Raw genomic sequence first — 19,773 nt, forward strand, 5'->3', positions numbered from 1 at the left:
CCCCTCGTCCCCCGACTCGCCCCCCGATCCTCGCGTCCGCCGTCCGGCAGGCCCTCGGAGAAGGTCTGACCCCCCGTCACCGACAGGTGACGTACCTCACAAAAATCAACGCAAGTGCCCCGTTTGAACCGGCGGAACCCCGCCCGCCGCACCGTCTCGAGCGGGCGCGCACCACGATCTGACTCCCAAGTAGCAAAGGGTTGACACCTCGAAGCGCTGAGTGCCGGTGTGAGCCTCCTGGAGCCCCCTTCCGCATATCGGGAGTCGGACGAGCCTGGTTCAGGGCGGCACATGCGGACTCAGGTACCGGCAAACCCCCATCAGTGTCAGTGGTACCGGTAGAATGGAAGCGAATCCCGCCCCGAACGTGGGGACCGTCCGGGACTAGCTGAGCAACGCTGATCAAGGCTTATCAACGCAACATGCCGCAGCCGCTCCGGCGGGCACCCCAAGGAGCCCGGCTCGTGCTGTGCCAGAAAGGGCGCTTCGTGGCCGATTCCGGCAACCCCAACGAGAACAACCCGTCCACCGACACCGGCGTGAACGACGCGGTGAGCACCGGCGACGCCGCCGCATCGGCGTCGTACGACGCCAGTGCCATCACCGTGCTCGAGGGTCTGGACGCGGTCCGCAAGCGACCCGGTATGTACATCGGCTCCACCGGTGAACGCGGTCTGCACCACCTGGTGCAGGAGGTCGTCGACAACTCCGTGGACGAGGCGCTGGCCGGCCACGCGGACAAGATCGACGTCACGATCCTCGCCGACGGCGGCGTCCGGGTCGTCGACGACGGCCGCGGCATCCCGGTGGGCATCGTCCCGTCCGAGGGCAAGCCGGCCGTCGAGGTCGTGCTGACCGTGCTGCACGCGGGCGGCAAGTTCGGCGGCGGTGGCTACGCGGTCTCCGGCGGTCTGCACGGCGTGGGCGTCTCCGTCGTCAACGCCCTGTCCACCAGGGTCGCGGTGGAGGTCAAGACCGACGGCTACCGGTGGACGCAGGACTACAAACTGGGCGTCGCCACGGCACCGCTCGCCCGGCACGAGGCCACCGAGGAGACCGGCACGTCGGTCACCTTCTGGGCCGACGGCGACATCTTCGAGACCACCGACTACTCCTTCGAGACGCTGTCCCGGCGCTTCCAGGAGATGGCCTTCCTCAACAAGGGCCTGAAGATCAACCTCACCGACGAGCGCGAGTCGGCGATGGCCACCTCCGGTGCGGACGAGGCGGGCGAGGACGAGAAGCACGAGGTCAAGAGCGTCGCGTACCACTACGAGGGCGGCATCGTCGACTTCGTGAAGTACCTCAACTCCCGCAAGGGAGAGCTGGTGCACCCCACCGTGATCGACCTCGAGGCCGAGGACAAGGACAAGAGCCTGTCCCTCGAGGTCGCGATGCAGTGGAACGGCGGCTACACCGAGGGTGTGTACTCCTTCGCCAACATCATCCACACCCACGAGGGCGGTACGCACGAGGAGGGTTTCCGCGCGGCGCTCACCTCGCTGATCAACAAGTACGCGCGGGACAAGAAGCTGCTGCGGGAGAAGGACGACAACCTCACGGGTGACGACATCCGCGAGGGTCTGACCGCGATCATCTCGGTCAAGCTGGGCGAGCCCCAGTTCGAGGGCCAGACCAAGACGAAGCTCGGCAACACCGAGGTGAAGACCTTCGTCCAGAAGATCGTCTACGAGCACCTGACCGACTGGCTCGACCGCAACCCCAACGAGGCCGCGGACATCATCCGCAAGGGCATCCAGGCGGCCCACGCGCGCGTGGCGGCCCGCAAGGCGCGTGACCTGACCCGTCGCAAGGGCCTGCTGGAGACGGCGTCGCTGCCGGGCAAGCTGTCCGACTGCCAGTCGAACGACCCGACCAAGTGCGAGATCTTCATCGTCGAGGGCGACTCGGCCGGCGGTTCGGCCAAGTCCGGCCGGAACCCGCAGTACCAGGCGATCCTCCCGATCCGCGGCAAGATCCTCAACGTCGAGAAGGCGCGCATCGACCGGATCCTGCAGAACCAGGAGATCCAGGCGATGATCTCCGCGTTCGGCACCGGTGTGCACGAGGACTTCGACATCGAGAAGCTCCGCTATCACAAGATCATTCTTATGGCGGACGCCGACGTCGACGGCCAGCACATCAACACCCTGCTGCTGACCTTCCTGTTCCGCTTCATGCGGCCGCTGGTGGAGGCCGGGTGCGTGTACCTGTCCCGCCCGCCGCTCTACAAGATCAAGTGGGGCCGGGACGACTTCGAGTACGCGTACTCCGACCGCGAGCGCGACGCCCTGATCGAGATGGGCCGCAGCGCGGGCAAGCGCATCCGCGACGACTCCGTCCAGCGCTTCAAGGGCCTGGGCGAGATGAACGCGGAGGAGCTGCGCATCACGACCATGGACCAGGAGCACCGCGTGCTCGGCCAGGTCACGCTCGACGACGCCGCGCAGGCCGACGACCTGTTCTCGGTGCTGATGGGCGAGGACGTCGAGGCCCGGCGCGCGTTCATCCAGCGCAACGCCAAGGACGTTCGCTTCCTCGACATCTGAGTCGGTCTCGGCTGACCGCACCAGGAAGGACCTTCACCAGCAATGACCGACGAGAACACCCCCGTGACGACGCCCGAGGGTGACGCCCTGGCGATGCGTGTCGAGCCCGTCGGGCTCGAGACGGAGATGCAGCGCTCGTACCTCGACTACGCGATGTCCGTCATCGTCTCGCGCGCGCTGCCCGACGTCCGCGACGGCCTCAAGCCCGTGCACCGCCGGGTGCTGTACGCCATGTACGACGGCGGCTACCGGCCCGAGCGCGGCTTCTACAAGTGCGCCCGCGTCGTCGGCGACGTCATGGGCAACTACCACCCGCACGGCGACTCCTCCATCTACGACGCGCTCGTCCGCCTCGCCCAGCCCTGGTCGATGCGGATGCCGCTCGTCGACTCCAACGGCAACTTCGGCTCGCCGGGCAACGACCCGGCGGCGGCCATGCGCTACACCGAGTGCAAGATGGCGCCGCTGTCGATGGAGATGGTCCGCGACATCGACGAGGAGACCGTCGACTTCACGGACAACTACGACGGCCGCTCCCAGGAGCCGACCGTTCTGCCGGCCCGCTTCCCGAACCTGCTGATCAACGGCTCGGCGGGCATCGCGGTCGGCATGGCGACCAACATCCCGCCGCACAACCTGCGCGAGGTGGCGGCCGGTGCCCAGTGGTACCTGGACCACTACGAGGCCTCGCACGAGGACCTGCTCGACGCGCTGATCGAGCGCATCAAGGGCCCCGACTTCCCGACCGGCGCCCTGGTGGTGGGCCGCAGGGGCATCGAGGAGGCCTACCGCACCGGGCGCGGCTCGATCACCATGCGCGCGGTCGTCGAGGTCGAGGAGATCCAGAACCGCCAGTGCCTGGTGGTCACCGAACTGCCCTACCAGGTCAACCCGGACAACCTCGCGCAGAAGATCGCCGACCTGGTGAAGGACGGCAAGATCGGCGGCATCGCCGACGTCCGCGACGAGACCTCCTCGCGCACCGGCCAGCGCCTGGTCATCGTGCTGAAGCGGGACGCGGTCGCCAAGGTCGTCCTCAACAACCTGTACAAGCACACCGACCTGCAGACCAACTTCGGCGCCAACATGCTGGCCCTGGTCGACGGCGTGCCGCGCACCCTCTCCCTGGACGCGTTCATCCGGCACTGGGTGAACCACCAGATCGAGGTCATCGTCCGCCGTACGCGCTTCCGCCTGCGCAAGGCGGAGGAGCGGGCGCACATCCTGCGCGGCCTGCTGAAGGCCCTGGACGCCATCGACGAGGTCATCGCGCTGATCCGGCGCAGCGACACCGTCGAGATCGCGCGCGGCGGCCTGATGGACCTCCTGGAGATCGACGAGATCCAGGCCAACGCGATCCTCGAGATGCAGCTGCGCCGCCTCGCGGCCCTGGAGCGCCAGAAGATCGTCCAGGAGCACGACGAGCTCCAGCGGAAGATCAACGAGTACAACGAGATCCTGGCCTCGCCGGTCCGCCAGCGCGGGATCGTCAGCGAGGAGCTGACCGCGCTCGTCGAGAAGTACGGCGACGACCGCAAGACGAAGCTGATCCCCTACGAGGGCGACATGTCCATCGAGGACCTGATCGCCGAGGAGGACATCGTCGTCACGGTCACGCGCGGCGGCTACATCAAGCGCACCAAGACCGACGACTACCGCGCCCAGAAGCGCGGCGGCAAGGGCGTGCGCGGCACGAAGCTGAAGGAAGACGACATCGTCAACCACTTCTTCGTGTCCACCACGCACCACTGGCTGCTGTTCTTCACGAACAAGGGCCGCGTCTACCGGGTGAAGGCGTACGAGCTGCCCGACGCAGGACGCGAGGCACGCGGTCAGCACGTGGCGAACCTGCTGGCCTTCCAGCCGGACGAGACCATCGCCCAGATCCGCGCGATCCGCGACTACGAGGCGGTGCCGTACCTGGTGCTGGCCACCAAGGCGGGTCTGGTGAAGAAGACACCGCTGAAGGACTACGACTCGCCGCGCTCGGGTGGTGTGATCGCCATCAACCTGCGCGAGCAGGAGGACGGATCCGACGACGAACTGATCGGAGCCGAGCTCGTCTCCGCCGAGGACGATCTGCTGCTGATCAGCAGGAAGGCGCAGTCGATCAGGTTCACGGCCTCGGACGACACGCTGCGTCCGATGGGGCGTGCCACCTCGGGCGTCAAGGGCATGAGTTTCCGCGAAGGGGACGAGCTGCTCTCGATGAATGTTGTCCGAGCCGGTACGTTCGTGTTCACTGCCACCGACGGCGGTTACGCGAAGCGGACTTCCGTCGACGAGTACCGCGTCCAGGGTCGCGGCGGCCTCGGCATCAAGGCCGCCAAGATCGTCGAGGACCGAGGGTCGCTCGTGGGCGCGCTGGTGGTCGAGGAGCACGACGAGATCCTCGCCATCACACTCTCGGGCGGTGTGATTCGTACGCGAGTCAGCGGGGTCAGGGAGACGGGCCGTGACACCATGGGCGTCCAACTGATCAATCTGGGCAAGCGCGATGCCGTCGTCGGCATCGCACGCAACGCCGAGGCGGGACGCGAGGCGGAGGAGGTCGACGGCGATGTGGTCGTCGACGAGACCGCCGAGGATGCCGCGACCACCGGCACGGACGAGGGTGAGGCGCCCTCGGCCGAGTAGCACGAGGAGAGAGTCATCGTGAGCGGAGCCACGGGCGCCGGATCGACCGGTACCCCCACGGGTACGGAAACGGGCGGCGGCGGCCGTGGCTCCGCCGCGCGTGCGGCAGACCCGCACACGACCCAGCTGCGCAAGATCGACGACGGAGCGAGCGGTGCGCGCACGTCCCAGACGCATGGATCCCAGGGGGGAACTGTGACGGACACCCGAGGCCAGCAGACGCAGGCGGCCTCGCCGCTGCCGGGAGAACGGCAGCCCCAGCAGCCCGGCGGGCCGTACCACCCGCCGCAGGCCTACCAGACCCAGGGCGGCAACGCGTCCGCCGTGCGCCGCCCGCGCACCGGCGCGCGCACCACGCCCCGGGTCCGCAAGGCCCGGCTGCGTGTCTCCAAGGCCGACCCCTGGTCGGTGATGAAGGTCAGCTTCCTGCTCTCCATCGCGCTCGGCGTCTGCACGATCGTGGCGTCCGCCGTGCTGTGGATGGTCATGGACGCCATGGGCGTCTTCTCCACGGTCGGCGGCACGATCGCCGAGGCCACCGGATCGAACGAGTCCAACGGCTTCGACCTGCAGTCCTTCCTGTCGCTGCCCAACGTGCTGCTGTTCACGACGGTCATCGCGGTCATCGACGTCGTCCTCGCGACGGCGCTGGCCACCCTGGGTGCCTTCATCTACAACCTGTCCGCCGGCTTCGTCGGCGGCGTGGAGCTGACCCTCGCCGAGGACGAGTGACCGGTGCCCCGCTCGGCGCTCCGCGGGGGCGGGACAACCGATTTTGGGACTGCCCGCCTCGTGCGCTAATCTTCAGGAGTCAGCGCGCGGGACATACACCGCAGAGCGCGGCGGGGCTATAGCTCAGTTGGTTAGAGCGCATCCCTGATAAGGATGAGGCCACAGGTTCAAATCCTGTTAGCCCCACCGATCATGATTCGAATGAACGGACGTTTCCCCGGGCGGGGAGCGTCCGTTCTTTCGTTCGGGAAGCAGGCGGAAGCAGCCGAAGCAGCCGGGGAGGCAGCGCGGGTGACCGGGTCCCTTGCCGACCTCCTGGTGACGGCCGGCTGCCGGTACGTGCGGGCCGCTCCCGGCAGCCTGGGGAAGGCCGCGCTCGCCGCGCGCGTGCTCGATCCGCGCCTGCGCGAGCGCCCCCGGCGGCGTCTGGTGGAGACCCGCTCGGGCGACCGGTTCGCCGTCGACACCCAGGACCTGATCCAGCGGTACCTGTATCTCTTCGGGGCCTGGGAACCGCACCTGACGCGGTGGCTGGAGCGGCGGCTGAAGCCGGGGGACGGCTTCGTCGACCTGGGTGCCAACGTCGGTGTGTACGCGGTGCTGGGCGCCCGCCTCGTGGGCCCCGCGGGGCACGTGGTGGCCGTGGAGGCGTCGCCGGACTTCCACCGCAGGCTGCTGCGGAACGCCGCTCTCAACGGGCGGGACAACATCCGTGCCGTCAACGCCGCGGTCTCCGACGGCCGCAGGAGGCTGACCTTCGTCCTCGCGAGCTCCCGCAACATGGGGGCGAACAGCATCGTCCCCTACGAGGGACCGGCGGAGTCGTCCTTCGAGGCCGAGGCGTTCGCGGCGCCCGACCTGCTGCGGTCCGAGGAGGTGGCCGCCGCACGCGTGATCATGGTGGACGTCGAGGGGGCGGAGGGCGCGGTGGTGCGCGGGATGGAGCCGCTCCTGGACCGTCTGCGGCCGGACGCGGAGATCGTCGTCGAGGTCACGCCGGAGCGCATGGAGCGGCTCGGCGACTCCGTCGGCGAACTGATGGAGATCATGCACCGGCACGGCTTCCACGCGTACCGGCTGCCCAACGACTACGCGCCGGCGAGCTACCCGCGCGCCCTGCGGCGCCCCGCGGCGGCGGTCCGGGTCCGGGGCGCCGTGGAGGGCGAGACCGAGCTGGTCTTCTCCCGGACCGACGCCGAGACGCTGGCCTGAGGGCGGCGCGGCACACCGGCCTCAGCCCGACGCGCGGTGCCACCCGAAGCGGTCCAGGGCCCGGGCCCGGGCCTCGGCCACCGCCATCCGCGCCTCGCGTTCGGCGGTGTCGACGTGCGCGGCCTGCCCGGTCGCCTGGCCGGGCCACTTGCGGTACAGCAGTCCGGCCTCGGCCGAGAACCAGCCCCGGGCGACGGAGTTCAGGGCCAGCAGGAGGCCGGTGTCCTCGGAGGCCGGCAGCGCCATCCAGCCGCCCAGCGCGAGCAGCAGGTCACGGCGGACGAAGAGCGTCGCCGGATGCACCTGCGCCCGGTGGTCGTGCGCCGCCCAGTGGTCGAGCACCGCCCGCCGCTCGACCGGGCCGGTCTCGGGATCGCCCGGGAAGCCCACAGTGGAGCCGTCGGGCAGCAGGTCGAGCGCCCGGCAGGTGGCCCACCCGAGCGCCGGGTCGGCCTCCAGGGCCGCGAGGTCCCGGGCGAGGGCTCCCGGCAGCAGCCGGTCGTCGGCGTCCAGGACCTTCACGTACGGGCCGTCGGCGTGGGCCAGGGCCATCGTGCGGGCCACACCGGGCCCTCCGGGGCGGCCCTGGCGGAACGTCACCCGCGGGTCGTCCGGCACGTGGGGCCGTACGTCGCCGGTGCGGCCGTCCTCCTGGATCAGCCAGTGCCACTCCCAGCCGTCGGGAAGCCGCTGTTCGCGCAGCGACGCGAACGCCTCCGGCAGGTAGCGGGCCGACGGGCCGTGCACGGCGGTGACGACGGAGATGCGCCGGTTCACGGCGGCACTCACCACCCTTCCAGGTGTGCGGACGGGGCCCCGCGGACGCGACTCACGGACGCGACTCACGGACGCGACTCACGGGCGCGACGCAGCGGTGCGCCCGCGAGCGGTGCGGGCAGGGGGTGCGACGCGGGGTGCGACGCGGGGCTGCGGCTCGGGGACGCGAAAAGACCCGACCGCTGGCGACGGGGGATGCGCCAGCGGTCGGGCCATGGCCAAGGCTAGCAAGGCCGGACGGGTCCCGGGTGCCGACTGGTCGGTCGGGACCCGAAGCTGTGACCGGGATCACGTTGTCACGGGCGGCCTCAGCGGTCGCACGGCGGCTCGTAGTCCAGGCGCGGCAGGTACTCGTGCCACTTGTCCTCGGTGAGCACACCCCGGGTGGCCGAGCAGATCCGGTCGATGGCGTCGTCCACCCCGAGGCTCCACAGGCGGATGGTGTCCGTGCCGCTCGACACCGCGAGCATGTTCCGTACGGGGCTGAAGGACAGGAAGTTCCCCGTCTTGGCGTTGGGGCTCATCGCCCGCCCGACGGGAGCGGCCTCGGCGGGAGCGGTGACGTCCCACAGCCGCACCGTGTTGTCGTTGGCGCCGCTGGCCAGGGCGGAGCCGTTCCGGTCGAAGGTCAGCGACCACACCGAGTCGGTGTGCCCGGCCAGCGTCGCCTCGGGCGCGGACCCCCCGCGCGGGTCGGCCATGTTCCACAGCCGGACCGTGCCGTCGTCGCTGCCGCTGGCCAGGGTGTGGCCGTCCGGGCTGAAGGCGAGCGTGTTGACGGCCCCGAGGTGCCCGGTGCGGGGGGCGCCGAGGAGGGTGGCGTGCGCCGGGTCGCGCACGTCCCAGAGCCGGACGGTGTCGTCGGCGCTGCCGCTGGCCAGGGTGTGGCCGTCCGGGCTGAAGGCGAGCGTGTTGACGTATCCCGTGTGGCCGCGGAGCGGCTCGCCGAGCCGGCGCAGCCGGGCGGGGTCCTCGGCGTTCCAGAGCTGGATGGTGCGGTCGTCGTGGGCCGTGGCCAGCGTGCGGCCGTCGGGGCTGTAGGCCAGCGCGTCGGGCCCCGCGTAGCGGGTGCTCAGCCGCACGGGCGGCGCGTGGGCGGTGGGCCGGGCGGGGTCCTCGACGTTCCAGAGCTGGACGGCACGGCCTCCCGTGAGCATCGCGAGGGTGCCGCCGTCCGGGGAGAACTCCATCGACCGGATGTCGCCCTCCCCCGGCCCGAAGGGAGCGCCCAGCGCGGTGGGCCGGTCGGGGTCCGTGACGTCCCACAGCCGGATCCGGCCGTCGCGGGCCGCCGTGGCCAGCACCTTGCCGTCCGGACGGTAGGCACCATTGCGGCCGATCATGTCCGACGTCGGCAGCGACCACAGGCGTACCTTGCTGTCGCCGCTGCCGGTGGCGAGGGTGCGGCCGTCGGGGCTGAAGCCGAGGGCGTACATCTCACCGCTGCCTCCGGCCAGGGGCACACCGACCTCGGAGGGGTAGTCGGGGTCGCTGACGTTCCACAGGCTCGCCGTGCTGTCCGCGCTGGCCACGGCGAGCATCGCGCCGTCCGGGCTGAAGGCCACCGACCAGACGGGACCGGTGTGACCGGTGAGCGGAGCGCCGATGGGCGCCGCCCCCTCCCGGTCGGTCACGTCCCAGAGCCGTACGGTGTCGTCGGCGCTGCCGCTGGCGAGCGTGCGCCCGTCGGGACTGAACGCCACGGAGTGCACCAGGGCCCCGTGTCCCTCCAGCGGGTCGCCGAGCTCCCCCGGGCTGCTCGGGTCGGTCACGTCCCAGAGCCGGACCGCGTCGTCGTCGCCACCGGCGGCCAGCGTGCGGCCGTCCGGGCTGAACGCCACCGAGCGCACCGCCGCGGTGGCGCCGGTCAGCGTGTCGAGCGCCTTCGGGCGGCCGGGCTCGCGCACGTCCCACAGGCGTACGGCATGGTCGTCGTGGGCGGAGGCCAGGGTGTGCCCGTCCGGGCTGAAGGCGAGCAGGTAGACGGTGCCGCCGTGGCCCTGCAGGGGGGTGCCGAGCGGCCGCGGGCGGCCGGGATCCCGTACGTCCCACAGCCGGATCGTGCCGTCGTCCGAGGCGCTGGCCAGGATGGTGCCGTCCGGGCTGAAGACGGCGGTGCTCACCCAGCTGCCGTGGCCGGTCAGCGGCTTGCCCAGCGGCTGCGGCCGGGCCGGTTCGGACACGTCCCAGAGCCGTACGGTCCGGTCGTAGCTGGCCGTCGCCAGGAGGCGCCCGTCGGGGCTGAAGGAGGTGAGGTAGACGGCGCCGGTGTGACCGAGGAGCGGGGTGGCAAGCGGCGCGTTCACGATGGATATCAGCCGGTTCCGTACGTTCCTGTCGTCCGGCCGCAGGCGGTGCGCGGCCAGGTCGAGCTGGGCCGACAGCGACGGGTCGGTGTCCTGGACCCGGTCCGCCTCGGCGACGACCTGCTCGAAGACCGCGTCGTTGCGCTGCTGCCAGGCGATCACCGCCGAACCGACCGCCACCAGGGCCAGCGCCACCAGCGCCGACACCGCGGCCCGGCTGATCAGTACGGTGCGCCGGCGCAGCCGCACCGCGGCGGCGAGGAAGTCCACGGCGCTGCGGCTCAGGAAGGTGTCGGCCGAGTCCGCCCAGCCGCGGGCCTGCTCGAGCCGGGACCCCCGGTAGAGCAGTGCGGCGTCGCGGTCCGACTCCTCCCAGGCGCGGCCGTCCTCCTCGAGACGCTGCCGCAGCAGGTTGCCGGAGCGGTCCTCGTCGATCCATTCGCGCAGCCGCGGCCAGGCGTGCAGCAGCGCCTCGTGGGTGATCTCCACGGTGTCCGCGTCCAGGGTCACCAGCCGGGCGCGGACCAGCGCCTCCAGGGACTCCTCGGTCTTGCCGGGGTCCCCCGACTCCTGGGCCAGCAGCCGCCGCGTGCTGCGCCGGCGGGTGGCCTGGGTGTCCTCGCTCAGCCGGACCAGGCGGAGCAGGAGCAGCCGCGCCGCCGTGCGCGCCGCCGGGTCGAGCCCCGACCAGGCGCGCTCGGCGGTCGCGGCCACCGCACCCTGGATGCCGCCCGCCGCGCGGTAACCGGCCAGCGTCAGCCGGCCCGCCTTGCGCCGCTGCCAGGTGGCGAGCAGGGCGTGGGACAGCAGCGGCAGCACACCCGCGTCGTGCGCGCCGCGCGGACCGTCGCTGCTCACCTCGCGGACGATCAGCTCGGCCAGCCCCGGTTCGAGTTCCATGCCGACCGCCTTGGCCGGCGCGGTCACCGCCTCGCGCAGCTCCGCCGTGGTCAGCGGCCCGAGCACCATGTGCCGGTGCTGGAGCGCGTCGGCCAGCTCGGGGTGGCGCAGGCACTGGTCGTAGAAGTCGGCACGTACACCGAGGGCCACGAGCACCGGCGCCGGGTCCGCCGGCCCGCCGGGCAGGCAGGCGGCCTGCAGCAGCCGGATGAACGCCCGCCGGCCGGACTCGTCGGGGCAGAGGGTGAAGAGCTCCTCGAACTGGTCCACGATGACCACCGGACGGGCCTCCGGCGTCGCCCCGACGCGCGCCGCCCACGCCGAGAACGCCGCCCTGACCGCGTCCCCGGTCTCCGGGCGGTCCGCGTCCCCGTCGGCCTCCGGGCCGTCCCGGTCGTCCTGGTCGTCACGGTCATCCCGGTCATCCCGGTCGTCACGGCCGCCCCCGCCGCCCCGGCCGTCCTCCTCCGGGGCGCCCGGCTCCGCCGTCGCAGCCCTCCTCGCGGCGTCGGCCGCGGGCCGGAGCTCGGGCAGCAGCCGGGTCAGCTCGCCCAGCGGGTCGGCCCCCGGCACCAGCTGGAGCACCTCGCGGGGCGGGCCGGCCCCGGAGTCCGGCGCTCCGCTGCGCAGGGCGGGCACCAGACCGGCGTTCAGCAGCGAGGACTTGCCCGCCCCCGATGCGCCCACCAGCATGACCAGCCCGCCCGATTCCTCGGCCGCGCGCAGCTGGGCGACGAGGGCGTCCGTGCTCCGCTCCCGGCCGAAGAACCAGCCGGCGTCCTCCAGGCGGTAGGCGGCGAGCCCCCGGTAGGGGCAGACGCCGCCGGGCGCGGCCGGGGAGTCGGCCGGCGGGGCCTCCTCGTCGGCGGGCGGCGCGGGGCGTTCGCCGGTCGGGTCGGCCACCGCCCGTTCCCACAGGCGCTGCCACTGGACCATGTCGTACAGGCCGGGGGAGACCGGGACCGGGCGTGCGCGCCGCGCCTGCGGGACGAGCACGTACAGGACCGCCGCGAGGGCGGTGAACTGGGCGGGAACGTTCTTGGCCCGTCGCCAGTCGCTGATGCGCTGGGCGGACACGCGGACGGGCCGCCCCCGTTCGTCGACCCGCTGGAGTCGGACGACGGCCTCGGACACGCGTTTGAGAGGAGGGTTTCCCGCCTCCTTGTACAGCAGTGCGAGGCGTTCCGCGAAGGCCGTGCGTGCCCCTGAGTCGAAACTCAAGGTCTCCACTCCTTACTTCCCCCGCACCTGGACGTCCGGACCGGAAAACTCACTCTATACGCCTGACCTGCGACTACCCCGGTCTTCCGACCGAGCGGTCTCCCCGACGGCTACTCCGGGTGGCAGGATCGCGACGCAGTGGCGAGCAGGCCCCGCGGCACCCGGACAGGTCAGCGGCTCAGCGCTCGGAGAGCCACCTCATGAGGCCGCATGTTCTCGGTCAGCTTTCCGTGGTCCTGTCCCGCCCTTCCCGACCCGTTCCGGTACGCGTGCGACGCGGCGCCGGCGTGGTTTGGTACCGGTCCCCACGAGGGGAGGGACCGGTACCAAGGCATGTCGGCGCCCCGCACCTCCCCGGCCGCCCCGCCGGTCCCGGATCCTGGATTCGGAGGTTCGTGCGGTGGGCAGGCACGTCGTGTCGGTTCCGATGTCGACCGCTGCCGTGGAGGGCGTATGAGGATATCCGTCGACCCCGAGCAGTGCTATGGCTCCGGAGACTGCGTCCACCGGGCCCCGTCCGTCTTCACGCAGGTGGACGGTCTGGGGGCGGTGATACCCGGACGGGAGTACGACATCGACGCGCCGCGGGTGCGGGAGGCGGTCGAAGGGTGCCCCTCGGCCGCGATCAGCGTCCTCGGAGAGGACTGAGCAGGGACTCGGCACCGGGCAAGGACTCGGCACCGAGGGCAAGGACTCGGCGCGCGGGCAGGGACGAGGGCTGAGCGGCACTCGGGACGACTCGGGACGAGGCCCGAGCGGGCACTCGGCACGCGGGCATGGCGACGGCCCGGCTGCTCTGCCGAGCGGCCGGGCCGTTTCTCGCGTGCACTGCGGTACGCAGATCGCCGTGACGTCTGTTTCAGGTCTGCCGGGACGGGCGGTGTGCGGTGGTGGTGGACCGGGCGCCCGCCGGGCCCCTCAGCGCTGGAGCGGAAGGGAGTGCTGGGCCGGGGGCTCGGCCGCGCCGTCCGTGTCGTCGCACGGGAGGCCGGTAGCCGTCGTGGCGGCGCGGGCGTCACCGAGCGGACGGTGGCGGCAACTGGGCGCCGAACCGTGGGCCTCGGCACGGATGCGCTGCTTCATCGTGGGGGGCAGGGAGCCGGTACGGGACCAGGACCAGGGGACCGCCGTCGCGGGGGCCGCTTCCGGGGAGGCGCTCTCGGCGTTGCTGTGCGTTCCGGTCTGCGGTACGGCCGCCGAGGCGGTCGTGGTGACGAGTCCGAGCGCCGTGCAGAGCGCGAGGAAGGCGGTGACGATGGTGGTCCACAGCGTCATGACCTTGTTCCGGGCCATAACCCCTCACTTTCAGGTTGGGCGATTTGCGTACTTTCCTCATGATGTGTATGAGCGTCGCGAAGTGGTGGACCCGGGCCCGTGGCGCGTCGATGTTCAGATGAACACCACCCGGATGGCCGCAAAGCGCCTCAGAAGCTGCCGAAGCGGTGGCCGGAGGGGCGAAAACCGCGGCCCGTGAGGGTGTGATCACCCTCCGATCGGAGTGGGATCGTTCGCTTCTAATGGGCTCGGGCGGCGGGCAGTTGGCCGCCGCCTCAGGTCACCGATCGATATCGGCCGGTGTGTATAGTCGGGCGCCAGAGGTCCCCTACGTCAAGGAAAGACGAGGTCGCGCGGTGAAGAAGCTTCTCCTGGTCGCACTGGCCGCCATCGGCGGGCTCCTCGTGTACCGCCAGATCCAGGCGGATCGCGCCGAGCAGGATCTGTGGACGGAGGCGACTGACTCCGTGCCCACGGGTTCGTGAGTACGACCGACATCCGGTCCTGAGCAGACCCCGGCCGTCAAACGGTCGGGGTTTTGTGTTGCCCGATCCCTCCGCGGGGGCGTCGGAGCCGGGTGGCGCGCGGCAGGATGGGCACGGTCCGTTCGGAGCGGTGCGGCGACAGAGCCGGTGAGCGCGAGGGCGAGGGGTGGCGGGTCATGCGACGGTGGTGTACGGCTCGGCGGCGTACCGGGGCGGGACGGGCCCGTCCGCCGGCGCCCGGGCGGCCGGCCGCGGGTACCGCCGTACGGGGCGCTGCGGGTACCGCCGTACGGGCGGCCGCGACGACTCCGGTACGGCTGGCCGCGACGGTCCCGGTACGGCTGGCCGTGGTGACCGTCCTCCTGGCCACGACCGCGGCCCTGCCCGGCAAAGCCGCTCTCGCGGCAGGCGAGGCAGGTGAGGTGAGAGCGGCAGGTGTGGCAGGCGTGGCCGGTGCGGGGGGCATGTCCGCCGGGTACGCCTTCGCCGACGGCGCCCCGCGGGTCGAGGGCGCCGACGACACCTCGGCCGCCGCCCCGCTGGAACCCGGCTCCACGTACCGCAGCTCGCTCCCGGCGGAGGGCACCCTCTACTACCGCCTGGACCTCGACGCGGCCTCCGACGCCTACGTCTCCGTCACCGCCGTCCCCGGCTCCGGCGGCGAGGTCACCGCCGTCGACGGTGTCCGGGTCTCCGTCCGGGACGCCGACGGCGCCTCCTGCTCCCTGGGCAGCGCCACCTTCGGCGCCGCGCACAGCCCCCGCCCGGTCACGGCGTGGGGCATGCGGGAGATCGACCCCGGTGCCAGCCGCTGCCAGGACTCCGGCACCTACTACGTCGCCGTCGAGCGGATCCGGCCCGAGGACTCCCCGCCGGACGCCTGGGACCTGGAACTCACGACCGCCACCGAACCCCGCCCGCGGCGGGCGGGCCCGACCGAGGCCCCGGGGGCCTGGGACTCCGCCTCGCCCGAACCCCTCGCCGGAGCGCCGGAGCGCCGGGCGGGCGGCAGCGGCTTCGCCCGTGCCACCGCCGTCGGCCAGGGCGTCTGGCAGAGCGACATCCGGCCCGGTCAGACCCTCTACTACAAGGTGCCCGTCGACTGGGGCCGCCAGGTGTCCGCGACCGCCGAGCTCGGCGGCTCCGACGACGCCTCCGGCTATGCCACCGCTGCGCTGCGGCTCGGCCTGCACAACCCCGTGCGCGGCGAGGTCGACGACGCCGCGAAGGGGTACACGGGACGCCCTGCGGCCGTGGGCCTGGCCGCGCTGCCGCCCGTGGCGTACGCCAACCGGTACGCGGCCGGCCGGCAGGTCGGCGCCCTGCGGTTCGCGGGCGACTACTACCTCGTGGTCCACCTCTCGGCCCAGGTGGCCGACGACTTCGGCGACGGCCCCTTCCGGCTGACGCTGCGGGTACGGCTGCGGGGAGCGGCAAAGACCGGCCCCGGGTACGCGGGGGAGCCCCGGCCCCGGGGCGTTTTCGAGCTCTCGGCCGCCGACCGGGCGGTGGCCCCACCGGGCGGGACCACGCGGGACGGGGCGGCGGAGGGCGGCGATCCCGCGATGCGGGCGGTCGCCGTGGGCGGGATCGGCACCGGGAGCCTGCTGCTCGCGGGCCTCGCCGTCTGGACGGTGACCGCCCGGCGCCGGGCGTAGGGGCGCGGCGCCGGGCTCAGATGCGGGTCAGTGCCCAGAAGCCCACGGCATAGCAGGCCAGCGCCAGCAGCAGGAGCGGCACCGCCACCTTCGCCGGAGGTCCCGGACGCCGTCGGCGCCGTGGCGCGCGGTGCTGCGCGGGGGTCTGCGGGCTCCGTGCGGTGTAGGAGGCGGTGGCGGCGTCGGCGGAGACGCCGGCGGAGGCGTCGGTGGGCTGTTGCGGGGACGGCGGCGCGAGGGCCTGCGCGGGGTGGGGCGGAGAGTGCGGTGCGGCGGGCGGCTGGTGCCCGGACCGGTACGGGGGCGGGTACGGGGACGAAGACTGCGAGTACTGCGGGTCGCCCGGTGGGACCTCGGGCGGCGCCGGGGCGCCCGGAAGCGGCTGCGCGCCGCTCGCCGGCGACGAGGTGGCGGTGGACTGCGGAGGCGGCAGGTGGAAGCTGCCGGTCTCCGACATGGCGAACGGCTGGGCCGTGACGGGGTGCACCGCCGGCGGGGTGCTCTCCCGGCCGGGCGGGACGCCGGCCGCCCCGCCCGCCGCGGATGGAGCCTGGGACGGCGGCGCCGGCGTGGGCGAGGGCGCCGAGGGCGACGGCAACGAGGGGGACGACGACGGCGTTCCGGCGCCGGGCGCAGGGCCCGGAGGGTGCGGCGAGCCCTGCGGCCCCGAAGGCGTACCCGCCGGTGCGGGCGGGCCGTCCGCCGGGCCCGGAGCGGACGGGCGGCGCGGGTCCGTCGGTACGTCGTCCGGTCCGGACGCCCGCCCGAGCGGGCCGTCGGGGCCGAAGCCCGGAGGCAGCGGGCCCACCTGGTCGAATATCTCGATCAGCTCGTCGTCGGGCCCAGGCTCCGGCAGCAGCTCCGCCGCCGCGGCCAGCGCCTTGCGCGCCCCCGTGGCGGTACGGAACCTCGCCGGCGGGTCCGGCTGCACCAGCGTCGCCACCACCTGCCACAGCGGTTCCGGAATCCCGCGCGGTGCGGACGGCGTACCGTGCTCGGCGAAGTGCTGGACGAGTGCCTTGGCGTCGGGCTTGGCGCCCTCCAGCAGGTACAGGGCGACCAGCCCCACCGCGAACAGGTCGGCGGGGAAGTCCGGGTCCGATCCCAGCAGCTGCTCCGGCGCGAGGTAGCCCGGCGTCCCCACCACGAGGTTGGTCTCCGTCAGCCGGGGCTCGCCCAGCCGCATGGCGATGCCGAAGTCGGACAGCCGCAGCCGGGGGCGGCCCGTGCCCGTCGCCTCCAGGAGCAGGTTGGCAGGCTTGATGTCGCGGTGCACCACGCCCTCCCCGTGCACCGCCGCGAGCCCCGACAGGAGCTGGTCGAGCAGCGTGCACACGAAGCCGGGCGGCAGCGGGCCGTAGTCCCCCACGAGGTGGACCAGGGAACCGCCCGTGACCAGGTCCATGGTGAACAGCACCTGGTCGTCGTCGGCGGCCCAGCTCGCGGGCGCCAGTACGTGCGGGTGATCGATCCGCAGCGCCTGCTCCCGGACGAAACGCAGCAGCGAGTGCGCGTCCCGCTGCTGGAGCACCTTCGCGGCCACGTAACGCCGCCGCCGGTGGTCCCAGGCACGCCAGACGGCACCCACCCCGCCCCGGCCGATCGGGTCGACCAGCTCGTACCGTCCGGCGAAGACCTCACCCATGGCTGTGCGCCGCTCCTCCCCTGGGACCCGGGGTCAGTTCTGGTGGGACTGGTAGTGCGCGACCGCGTCCGAGGTGCGGCCCGCGCCGTACACCCGCAGGAACTCCGCCAGCTCGGGATGCGAGGAGGACAGGGCGTCGGCCGCGTCGATGATGTCCCCGGCGGCCGCCACCGAACGCAGCAGCGACTGGATCTCGCGGACCACCCGCTTGACCGTGGGAGCCCCCGAACTGCTCGTCGTCTGCGTGGTGTTGCTGAGCACTGAGCCTCCCTGCGACTTCTTGATCTCGTCCATCCGCTCCGTCGCCTCGGCCGCGCTCACACTGCCGTCCGCGACCTGCCCCGCCAGGTCCTGCAGCAGCTGGACCCGCTGGACCACCGCGGGATTGCCGATCTTCGCGCGCTGTCCGCTCATCAGCTGTGACAGCATCGGCGCGGAGAGCCCCAGCACCCCCGCGAGACGGGCCTGGTTGAGGCCCAGATCATCGATAAGCCTGCGGAAGAGCGCCCCCAGTGGCTCCCCGTACCAGTTCCGCTGCAGTTCCCGCGCTCTTGCGGTGGCTTCCTGCTGTGCGGCGTCCATTGCGTCTCCCCATCGCTTCCCCAAGAACCGCAGTTCGCTCCAGCGAACCACGCCGAGCATCTTACGGAGCGTGGTCGTTCGCCGGGAGCCCCAATCATTTGTGAGATACGGGGGGCGACCCGGTACTCTTGTCCGCGGTGACCGACGGTCCGCGCTCCATGGCCGACGTGACCTGCCGAGGGGCCTTAGCTCAGTTGGTAGAGCGCTGTCTTTGCATGGCAGATGTCAGGGGTTCGACTCCCCTAGGCTCCACCCTCCAGACCTCCCTGACCTGCGGAAGCGGGTCGGGGAGGTGTTTTCGTTCCGGGCCGGGTGCCCGAGGCCTCGGCGTCCGCCGTCGTGGCCGGGCGGAGACGTTGCTCACCGTTCGGGGCCCCGCGCCGCGGCCGACGGCGGCCGCTCGAGCCGGGTGTTCGGCAACTCGGGGACCGAAAGGCGCAGTTGGCCGCCCCGGACGGCCCGCCGGCCCGCGCTCCGCGCCCGGAACGGAGCCGCGAACGGGCGGTGCTCGGTGCCCGGAGAGCGCTGTCTGCTCTTGATATCGTCACCCCACAGGGCACCAGCGCCACACCCCGGCGGGGCGGTGCCACGTGGCTCATCGCCGTCGGAGCCGTCCGGTCGCTACCGACGAGGTGGAAGGGGTAACCATGCGGGCGAAGGTACGGGCCGCTCTTGACGTGCTCTATGTGAAGCGGCTGGTCAAGCAGTTGGAGGGACGCCCACGCCCCCAGCACATCGGCATCATGCTCGACGGCAACCGCCGGTGGGCCAAGATGTCGGGCATCGACGACCCCCGCGAGGGCTACCGGGCGGGCGGCGCGAAGGTGCTGGACTTCCTGCGCTGGTGCGACTCCGCGCAGATCGAGCACGTGACCCTGTTCATGCTCTCCGACGACAACCTCCACCGGCCCGAGGACCAGCTCAACCCCCTCATCGACATCATCGCCGAAGTCGTCGAGCAGCTGGCGGCGCCCGGCAACCCCTGGCCCGTCGAGGCGGTCGGCGCCCTGGACCTGCTGCCCGCCGAGTCCGCGAGCCGCCTCAAGACCGCCACCGCCGCCACGCAGGACCGCAAGGGCGGGACCAAGGTCGACGTCGCCGTGGGCTACGGAGGCAGGCGCGAGATCGTCGACGCCGTGCGCTCCGCCCTCACCGAGCACAGCTCACAGGGCGGGGACATCGACGAGTTCATCGACACCTTCACCATGGAGCACATCTCCAAGCACCTGTACTCCAAGACCCGGTCCGAGTCCGACCTCATCATCCGGACCTCCGGCGAGCAGCGGCTCTCCGGCTTCCTGCTGTGGCAGTCCGCCTATGCCGAGGTCCACTTCTGCGAGACCTACTGGCCGGACTTCCGCGAGATCGACTTCCTGCGTGCCCTGCGCTCCTACTCCCTGCGGGAACGCCGCTACGGCCGTTGAGGCGCACCACCGCACCACCGCACCACCGCACCACCGCACCACCGCACCACCGCACCACCGCACCACCGCACCACGGGCCCTCGGCCTTGGTCGCGGCCTCGGCCCCGGTCGCGCCGTTTCACGTGAAACATCGCCGTGGGGGGGGGGGGGGCGCCCCCCCCCCCCCCGCCCCCCCCCCCCCCCGGGGGGCCCCCCGGGGGGGGGGGCGGGGGGCGGGCGCCCCCCCCCCCCCCCCCCCCCCCCCCCCCCCACCCCCCCCCCCCCCCCCCGGCCGCGGGCCGGCCCCCCCCCCGCCCCCCCCCCCCGCCCCCGCCCCCCCCCCGGGGGCGCCCCCCCCCCCCCCCCCCCCCCCCCCCCCCCCCCCCCACGG

The 19,773-nt window shown here is 72.6% G+C and carries 13 protein-coding genes and 2 tRNA genes; 10 read left to right on the forward strand and 5 right to left on the reverse strand.

The annotated features are described in order from the left end of the window. Positions 1–488: 488 nt before the first annotated feature. The 5 genes from gyrB (at position 489) to HZS56_RS33205 (ending at position 7,130) form a co-directional block, all read left to right on the forward strand. Positions 489–2,549: a DNA topoisomerase (ATP-hydrolyzing) subunit B gene (gyrB, locus tag HZS56_RS33185; protein ID WP_216724540.1), complete on the forward strand. Its 2,061-nt coding sequence runs from the start codon at positions 489–491 to the stop codon at positions 2,547–2,549. A 42-nt stretch (positions 2,550–2,591) separates the two neighbouring features. Then, entirely contained in the window at positions 2,592–5,186 is a 2,595-nt protein-coding gene (gene gyrA, locus HZS56_RS33190) for a DNA gyrase subunit A (RefSeq protein WP_216724532.1), read from the forward strand. 18 nt (positions 5,187–5,204) lie between these two features. Beyond that, positions 5,205–5,918: a DUF3566 domain-containing protein gene (locus HZS56_RS33195; protein WP_216724533.1), complete on the forward strand. Its 714-nt coding sequence runs from the start codon at positions 5,205–5,207 to the stop codon at positions 5,916–5,918. A gap of 112 nt (positions 5,919–6,030) precedes the next feature. After that, positions 6,031–6,104 (forward strand) — tRNA-Ile (locus HZS56_RS33200). 105 nt (positions 6,105–6,209) lie between these two features. Continuing rightward, entirely contained in the window at positions 6,210–7,130 is a 921-nt protein-coding gene (locus HZS56_RS33205) for an FkbM family methyltransferase (RefSeq protein ID WP_308408219.1), read from the forward strand. Between the two features lie 21 nt (positions 7,131–7,151). On the opposite strand, the gene HZS56_RS33210 is transcribed toward HZS56_RS33205, so the two are convergent. Next, positions 7,152–7,919 carry a glycosyltransferase family 2 protein gene (locus HZS56_RS33210; protein WP_308408220.1) on the reverse strand — a complete coding sequence of 256 codons (768 nt, stop codon included), beginning with the start codon at positions 7,917–7,919 and terminating at the stop codon, positions 7,152–7,154. A gap of 296 nt (positions 7,920–8,215) precedes the next feature. Next, positions 8,216–12,343, reverse strand: a complete 4,128-nt coding sequence (locus HZS56_RS33215) for an nSTAND1 domain-containing NTPase (protein ID WP_216724535.1) — start codon at positions 12,341–12,343, stop codon at positions 8,216–8,218. 444 nt (positions 12,344–12,787) lie between these two features. On the opposite strand from HZS56_RS33215, the gene HZS56_RS33220 reads away from it, so the two are divergent. After that, complete coding sequence (locus HZS56_RS33220; protein ID WP_216724536.1) at positions 12,788–12,982, forward strand: ferredoxin; 195 nt, start codon at positions 12,788–12,790, stop codon at positions 12,980–12,982. A 270-nt stretch (positions 12,983–13,252) separates the two neighbouring features. Here HZS56_RS33220 and HZS56_RS33225 read toward each other — a convergent pair whose 3' ends face one another. Further along, the gene (locus HZS56_RS33225) at positions 13,253–13,627 is read right to left on the reverse strand and encodes a DUF6344 domain-containing protein (protein WP_216724537.1); all 375 of its coding nucleotides are present in this window, start codon (positions 13,625–13,627) and stop codon (positions 13,253–13,255) included. 338 nt (positions 13,628–13,965) lie between these two features. On the opposite strand from HZS56_RS33225, the gene HZS56_RS33230 reads away from it, so the two are divergent. Continuing rightward, complete coding sequence (locus HZS56_RS33230) at positions 13,966–14,094, forward strand: DLW-39 family protein (RefSeq protein WP_003999697.1); 129 nt, start codon at positions 13,966–13,968, stop codon at positions 14,092–14,094. A 176-nt stretch (positions 14,095–14,270) separates the two neighbouring features. Next, on the forward strand, positions 14,271–15,752 hold the full coding sequence (locus HZS56_RS33235) for a hypothetical protein (RefSeq protein WP_374201235.1): 1,482 nt from the start codon (positions 14,271–14,273) through the stop codon (positions 15,750–15,752). Between the two features lie 16 nt (positions 15,753–15,768). On the opposite strand, the gene HZS56_RS33240 is transcribed toward HZS56_RS33235, so the two are convergent. Further along, a complete protein-coding gene (locus HZS56_RS33240; RefSeq protein ID WP_216724538.1) occupies positions 15,769–17,397 on the reverse strand; it encodes a serine/threonine-protein kinase in 1,629 nt (542 codons plus the stop codon). A gap of 33 nt (positions 17,398–17,430) precedes the next feature. Next, complete coding sequence (locus HZS56_RS33245) at positions 17,431–17,979, reverse strand: helix-turn-helix domain-containing protein (protein ID WP_064728832.1); 549 nt, start codon at positions 17,977–17,979, stop codon at positions 17,431–17,433. Positions 17,980–18,158: 179 nt separating this feature from the next. Here HZS56_RS33245 and HZS56_RS33250 point away from each other — a divergent pair. Both HZS56_RS33250 and HZS56_RS33255 read left to right on the forward strand, forming a co-directional pair. Next, positions 18,159–18,231 (forward strand) — tRNA-Ala (locus tag HZS56_RS33250). Positions 18,232–18,626: 395 nt separating this feature from the next. Beyond that, complete coding sequence (locus tag HZS56_RS33255) at positions 18,627–19,403, forward strand: isoprenyl transferase (protein ID WP_216724539.1); 777 nt, start codon at positions 18,627–18,629, stop codon at positions 19,401–19,403. Positions 19,404–19,773: the final 370 nt, after the last annotated feature.

It is taken from the genome of Streptomyces mayonensis, from assembly GCF_018982965.1.
In the GTDB taxonomy this organism is placed as follows: Bacteria; Actinomycetota; Actinomycetes; order Streptomycetales; family Streptomycetaceae; genus Streptomyces; species Streptomyces mayonensis.

Excerpts from the sequence above, each read along its gene's own strand:
- HZS56_RS33240 (WP_216724538.1), bottom strand. The coding sequence starts at position 17,397 with ATGGGTGAGGTCTTCGCCGGACGGTACGAGCTGGTCGACCCGATCGGC.
- HZS56_RS33235 (WP_374201235.1), top strand. The coding sequence starts at position 14,271 with ATGCGACGGTGGTGTACGGCTCGGCGGCGTACCGGGGCGGGACGGGCC.
- gyrA (WP_216724532.1), top strand. The coding sequence starts at position 2,592 with ATGACCGACGAGAACACCCCCGTGACGACGCCCGAGGGTGACGCCCTG.
- HZS56_RS33255 (WP_216724539.1), top strand. The coding sequence starts at position 18,627 with ATGCGGGCGAAGGTACGGGCCGCTCTTGACGTGCTCTATGTGAAGCGG.
- HZS56_RS33225 (WP_216724537.1), bottom strand. The coding sequence starts at position 13,627 with ATGGCCCGGAACAAGGTCATGACGCTGTGGACCACCATCGTCACCGCC.
- HZS56_RS33245 (WP_064728832.1), bottom strand. The coding sequence starts at position 17,979 with ATGGACGCCGCACAGCAGGAAGCCACCGCAAGAGCGCGGGAACTGCAG.
- HZS56_RS33220 (WP_216724536.1), top strand. The coding sequence starts at position 12,788 with ATGAGGATATCCGTCGACCCCGAGCAGTGCTATGGCTCCGGAGACTGC.